Source organism: Cellulomonas citrea (assembly GCF_009829685.1).
GTDB lineage: Bacteria > Actinomycetota > Actinomycetes > Actinomycetales > Cellulomonadaceae > Cellulomonas > Cellulomonas citrea.
In genome coordinates, this window is sequence record NZ_VWSD01000164.1 from 1 (window position 1) to 6,277 (window position 6,277).

General features: G+C 75.1%; 5 protein-coding genes. 4 read left to right on the plus strand and 1 reads right to left on the minus strand.

What is annotated here, in order from left to right; translation table 11 throughout:
• On the minus strand, window positions 1-3,299 hold a 3,299-nt coding region (hrpA, locus tag F2B26_RS13930), incomplete at its 3' end, for an ATP-dependent RNA helicase HrpA (RefSeq protein ID WP_159810384.1).
• A gap of 97 nt (window positions 3,300-3,396) precedes the next feature.
• On the opposite strand from hrpA, the gene F2B26_RS13935 reads away from it, so the two are divergent.
• From F2B26_RS13935 to F2B26_RS13950, 4 genes are all read left to right on the plus strand, one after another.
• Window positions 3,397-3,897, plus strand: coding sequence for an aminoacyl-tRNA deacylase (locus tag F2B26_RS13935; protein WP_159810386.1), 501 nt, complete (start codon window positions 3,397-3,399; stop codon window positions 3,895-3,897).
• A gap of 133 nt (window positions 3,898-4,030) precedes the next feature.
• Window positions 4,031-4,363, plus strand: a complete 333-nt coding sequence (locus tag F2B26_RS13940) for an STAS domain-containing protein (protein WP_159810388.1) — start codon at window positions 4,031-4,033, stop codon at window positions 4,361-4,363.
• 65 nt (window positions 4,364-4,428) lie between these two features.
• Window positions 4,429-5,601: an exonuclease SbcCD subunit D gene (locus tag F2B26_RS13945; RefSeq protein ID WP_159810390.1), complete on the plus strand. Its 1,173-nt coding sequence runs from the start codon at window positions 4,429-4,431 to the stop codon at window positions 5,599-5,601.
• The coding region (locus F2B26_RS13950) for an AAA family ATPase (protein ID WP_159810392.1) at window positions 5,601-6,277 on the plus strand (677 nt) is incomplete at its 3' end. The genes F2B26_RS13945 and F2B26_RS13950, both read left to right, overlap by 1 nt.

Here is a 6,277-nt window from a genome sequence, read left to right on the forward strand (position 1 = left end):
CGTCGTGGGCAACACGACGGCCAACCGGTTCCTGTCGGTCGGGCCTCGGACATCGCGGCCTGCACCGCGGTCCGCACCGCCGAGGAGACCGCCTGCTGCGCCTTGCCCGCGAGCCGGCGCTGCAGCACCGCGAGGTCCTTGCCCTGGTCGAGCACCCGGCCGGCGGAGTCCTCGACCAGGAACGTCATGCGCAGGTGCGCCGGCAGCCGGTCGTCGTCGAACGCATCGGGCGGCACCTGCACGTCCCGCAGCGCGCGCACCGCCTGAGCGAACGCCTCGTGGAAGCCGGGGGCGGCGTCGGCCGCGCGGACCGTGTCCGCCCAGGTCGCGAGGTTCTGCTCCATCCATGCGTCGACCGCACGGGCCACGTCGGGGGCCGGCACGAGCTGCACCCGGACCGCCTTCGGCAGCGCCCGGATGGTCGCCGTGAGCAGCTCGGCGCGCATCCCCGGCACCAGCCAGTCGAACCCGTCGGGCACCATCCGCGACAGCGCGGTGAGCGGCACGTGCACCCGCACCCCGTCGCCCGACGAACCCGGCTCGAACTCGTAGGTGAGCGGCAGCTGCAGGTCGCGGTGCGGCCAGGTGGACGGGAACGCCGCATCGTCCACCTGCTCGGCCGACGGGCCGACGAGCAGCTCGCGGGTGAAGGTGAGCAGCTCGGGGTCGGTGCGCCGGGCCTCCTTCCACCAGCGGTCGAAGTGGGCGGCCGAGACGACGGTGTCCGGCACCCGCTCGTCGTAGAAGTCGAACAGGACGTCGTCGTCCACCAGCAGGTCGCGGCGGCGGGCCCGGGCCTCCAGCTCGGCCAGCTCGCCGAGCAGCCGGCGGTTGTCGGCGAAGAACGCGTGGTGCGTGGTCCAGGCGCCCTCGACGAGCGCGTGCCGGATGAACAGCTCACGGGCCTGCGGCGCATCGACCTTGGCGAGCAGCACGCGGCGGTCGGCGACCAGCGGGACGCCGTAGAGGAACACCTTCTCGGTGACGGTCGCCGCACCCTGCCGGGTCGACCAGGCAGGTTCGGAGTACACCTTCTTCACCAGGTGCGCGCCCAGCTCCTCGGCCCACTCCGGGCGGATGCGGGCGGCGTCACGACCCCACAGCCGGCTGGTCTCGACGAGCTCGGCGGCCATCACCCACGCGGGTGGGCGGCGGGACAGCGCCGAGCCGGGCCACAGCGCGAACCGGGCGCCCCGGGCGCCCAGGTAGTCGTTGCGCGGACGACGGGACGCCCGCGGGTCGGCGGCCTTGCCGTGCGCCTTGTCCTGGCCGGCGCGGACCTCGGTGGCCTCCTGCATGCCGATCTGGGACAGCAGCCCGGCCAGCACCGACTGGTGCACGCGGTCGCCGTCCCAGGTCCAGGTGGTGCGCTCGGGGTCGTCGTCCCCGGTGTCACCGACGGGCCGGGGCGCACCCGAGGAGTCGATGTGCAGCTCCTTGGACAGCTCGTGCAGCTGGGTGACGACGTCCTGCCACTCGCGCACCCGCAGGTAGTTGAGGTGCTCGCCGCGCAGCCGACGTCGCAGCGCCGACCCGGACAGCTCACGCCGCTGGGCCCGCAGCCAGGTCCACAGGTTGAGGTAGGTGAGCAGGTCGGAGCCCGGGTCGACGAACCGCCGGTGCAGGGCGTCGGCCTGCTCGCGCTGCTCGGTGGGCCGTTCACGCGGGTCCTGGATGGACAGCGCCGCGGCGATGACGACGACCTCACGGGCCACCCCGCGCCGCCCCGCCTCGACCACCATCCGGGCCAGCCGGGGGTCGACGGGCAGCCGGGCCAGCGCCTTGCCGGTCGCGGTGAGCCGCACGTGCCCGGTCTCGTCGGCGGCCAGCGCACCCAGCTCGGTGAGCAGCGCCACGCCGTCGCGCACCGAGCGCGTGTCCGGCGGGTCGACGAACGGGAACCGGGCCACGTCGTCCGGGGTCTCGACCACCCCGACCGCGACCATCTGCAGGATCACCGAGGCCAACGAGGTGCGCAGGATCTCCGGCTCGGTGAACTCCGGGCGCCCGGTGTAGTCCTCCTGCGAGTACAGCCGGATCGCGATGCCGTCGGACAGCCGCCCGCAGCGGCCCGAGCGCTGGTTGGCCGAGGCCTGCGAGATCGGCTCGATCGGCAGCCGCTGCACCTTGGTCGCCTTGGAGTAGCGCGAGATGCGGGCCGTGCCCGGGTCGACGACGTAGCGCACGCCCGGCACGGTGAGCGAGGTCTCGGCGACGTTCGTGGCGAGCACGACGCGGCGTGCGCTGTGCGGTTCGAACACCTTGTGCTGCTCGGCGGCTGAGAGCCGGGAGAACAGCGGCAGCAGCTCGACCGCCCCCGGGCTGCGCGGGTCGGTGACCCGGGTGCCGAGGGAGGTGCGCAGCGCGTCGGCGGCGTCCCGGATCTCCCGCTCGCCCGAGGCGAACACGAGGATGTCGCCCGGGCCCTCGCCGATGAGCTCGTCGACCGCTTCGGTGATGCCGGTGACCATGTCGCGCTCGCCGTCCAGCGGCCGGTAGCGGACCTCGACCGGGTAGGTGCGGCCGGTGACCTCGACGACGGGTGCCGGGATGCGGACCCCGTCGGCGCCCTCGCGCCCGAAGTGCTCGGCGAACCGCGCCGAGTCGATGGTCGCCGAGGTGATGATCAGCGTGAGGTCCGGGCGGCGCGGCAGCAGGTTGGTGAGGTAGCCGAGCAGGAAGTCGATGTTGAGCGACCGCTCGTGGGCCTCGTCGACGATGATCGTGTCGTAGGCCAGCAGCATCGGGTCGCGCTGGATCTGCGCGAGCAGGATGCCGTCGGTCATCACCCGGACCAGCGTGGAGTCCGAGGAGGTGTCGGTGAACCGCACCTGGTAGCCGACGGCCTCGCCCAGCGGGGTGCCGAGCTCGGCGGCGACGCGTTCGGCCACCGACCGGGCCGCGATCCGCCGCGGCTGGGTGTGCCCGATCTGGCCGGTGCGCCCGCGGCCCAGCTCGAGGGCGATCTTCGGCAGCTGGGTCGTCTTGCCCGACCCGGTCTCCCCGGAGACGACGACCACCTGGTTGTGCGCGATCGCGGCGGCTATCTCCTCGCGCCGCGCACTGACCGGCAGCTGCTCGGGGTAGGTGATCGGCGGCAGGACGACGGCGGCGCGGGCCGCGGCGGCACGTTCCAGCCGCGCGGGGTCCGGGCCGGGGTTGCGGCGCGAGCCCGACCGTCGGGCCCCGCCGCCGTGGGCACGGCCGGCGCGGTCCCCGGTGGTGCGGCCGTCGTCCGTCCGGGGTCCCCGGCGTCCGCCACGACGGTCGGGACGGGTGGGCTCGGGCACGGGTGCCATTGTCCAGCCCTGCGCCACCTGGATTCGCCCCGGCGCCCGTGCGTCCGGTGCACGGCCGGGGCGGGCCCGTCGTCCGGGCGTGCCTACAGTGGCGGACATGGACGCCTCGCCCGCCGGAACCCCGTACCCGACCGAGGGTGAGCTGCGGGCGCGTGCCGCCCTGGTCGCCGCAGGTCTGGAGTTCACGGTGACCCGGCACGGTCCGGTCTCGTCGTTGGCGGAGGCCGCCGCCCTGCGCGGCATCGACCCGGCCGGCATCGTCAAGACGCTCGTCGTGCGCCGCGGGGCCGACGACTACGTGCTCGTGCTGGTCCCGGGCGACCGGACGATCTCCTGGCCCAAGCTGCGCGCGCTGCTCGGCGTCAACCGGCTCTCGCTGCCGGACGCCGCGACCGCCCGCGAGGCCACCGGGTACGAGCGCGGCACCATCACCCCGTTCGGCGCCACGCACCCCTGGCCGGTGGTCGCCGATGCGCAGGTGCCGGGCCGTCCGGCGTCGATCGGCGGCGGTGCGCACGGGGTGGCGGTCGCGGTGGACGGGGACGACCTGGTGCGGGTGCTGGACGCCACCGTCGAGGACGTCACCGAACCCGCCTGAGTCCCCAGAACCTGGTGCCGGGACCCAGCGCCCCGCATCCGGGGCCCGGTGGTGGCAGAGTGGGACGCTCGGCCTGCGCGACGTTGCGCACGCCCCGACCAGCCGGTCGGCGAGCCCGAGGAGCGACGAGGCGATGACGGACCTGCACGACCGGTCGGCCACCGGGACCATCCTGGTGGAGTCCGAGGGACCCGTGACCTGCGTCCGACTGGTCGGCGAGATCGACTCGGCGCTGCGCCAGCAGGCCAGCGACGGCATGGGCCTGGCCCTCATGGCCGAGCAGCCCGTCGTGGTCGACGCGAGCCGGACCACGTTCGTCGACTCCTCCGGTCTGGCGTTCGTGCTGCAGCTGGCGCGTGCGGTCGGCGAGGCGGGGCTGGAGCTGCGGCTGCGCGACCCGCAGCGGGTGCTCACCGACGCCCTCGAGATGATCGGCATGGCCGGGTCCCTGCAGCCCGAGGCCTGAGCCCCGGCCCGACCTGTGGACCCGTGGCGCACCGCTGTGGGTCGGCGCGGCTAGCGTCGTCGACCATGAGGCTGCTGCACACGTCCGACTGGCACCTGGGCCGCAGCCTGCACGGCGTCGACCTGCTCGGCCACCAGGCGGCCTACCTCGACCACCTCGTCGAGCTCGTGGACGCCGAACGGGTGGACGCGGTGCTCGTCGCCGGGGACGTGTACGACAGGGCGATCCCGCCGGTCGAGGCCGTCACGCTGCTGTCCGAGACCCTCGCCCGGCTGGCCGACCGGACCACCGTCGTGCTCACCAGCGGCAACCACGACTCGGCCACCAGGCTCGGCTTCGGTGCGGCGCTCATGCGCGAGCGCGTCCGGGTGCGCACCCGGGTGGCCGACCTCGCGACCCCCGTCGAGCTGCCCGACGACGTGCTCGTGTACGGGCTGCCGTACCTGGACCCGGACTTCGCCCGGGCCGAGCTCGGCGGGCCCGACGGGCCGACGGCGCGCAGCCACGAGGCCGTCGTCGCCGCCGCGCTGGACCTGGTCCGGGCCGATGCGGCCGCGCGCCGTACCGGCGTCGGTGGTGCGCCGGGCCGGCAGGTGCACCCGGTCGTGGTGGCGCACGCGTTCGTCGTCGGCGGGGCGGCCAGCGAGTCCGAGCGGGACATCCGGGTGGGCGGGGTGGACCAGGTGCCGGCCGGGGTGTTCGCCGGGGTCGAGTACGTGGCGCTCGGTCACCTGCACTCCCCGCAGCAGGTGTCCGGGCCGGACGGCACCGTGCTGCGGTACAGCGGGTCGCCGCTGGCGTACTCGTTCGGCGAGCGGGCCGTGCCCAAGTCGACCGTGCTCGTCGAGCTGGGCGGGGCGTCGCCGCGCACGACGCTGGTCCCCGCGCCGGTGCCCCGGCGGCTGTCCCAGGTGCGCGGCACGCTCGACGAGCTGCTCGGCGCGGCCGGTGAGCCGTACCTCGACGACTGGCTCGCCGTCACCGTGACCGATGTCGCCCGCCCGCCGGACCTCTACCGCCGGGTGCGCGAGCGGTTCGCCCATGCGCTCGTCGTGCAGCACGAGCCGCAGGGCGCCCCGACGTCCACCCGGGCCGCCGCGGTCCACGAGGCCAGCGACCCGCTGGTGGTCGCGGCCGACTTCGTCGCGCACGTCACCGGCGCCCGGCCCGACGCCGCCGAGACGGCCGTGCTCACCCGCGCCTACGAGGACGTGCTTGCCGCCGGGGCGAGCGCCTGATGCACCTGCGCACGCTCACCCTGCAGGCGGTCGGGCCGTTCGCCGGACGGCACACGATCGACCTGGCCACCCTCGGCGCCGGGGGGCTCTTCCTGCTCGAGGGGCCGACCGGTGCGGGCAAGTCGACGCTCATCGACGCCGTCGTGTTCGCGCTCTACGGCAAGGTCGCCGGGGAGCAGGCCAGCGACGACCGGTTGCGCTCCTCGTTCGCCGCCGACGACGTGGAGACGTTCGTCGACCTCGTGTTCGAGGTCCCGGGCGGGGTGTTCCGGGTGCGGCGCACCCCGGCCTACCAGCGCGCCAAGCGGCGCGGCGCGGGGACGACGACGGCCCAGGCGAGCGTCCGGCTCTGGCGGCTGCCCCCGGACGCGGACGGCAGCCTCGACGAGCTCGACGTGCTCGGCGTGCCGCTGGCCAACCGGCTGGACGAGGCTGGTGCGGAGATCGTGCGGCTCGTGGGCCTCGACCGGGCGCAGTTCGCCCAGACCGTCGTGCTGCCGCAGGGAGAGTTCGCGCGGTTCCTGCGTGCGGCGCCCGAGGACCGGCGCGGGCTGTTGCAGCGCATCTTCGGCACCCAGCTCTACGAGCGCCTGGCCGACCGGCTGGTCGAGCTGCGGGCTGCGGGCGCCCGGGCGATCGAGACCGACCGGGCGGCGCTGCTCGCCGCCGCCGCCGG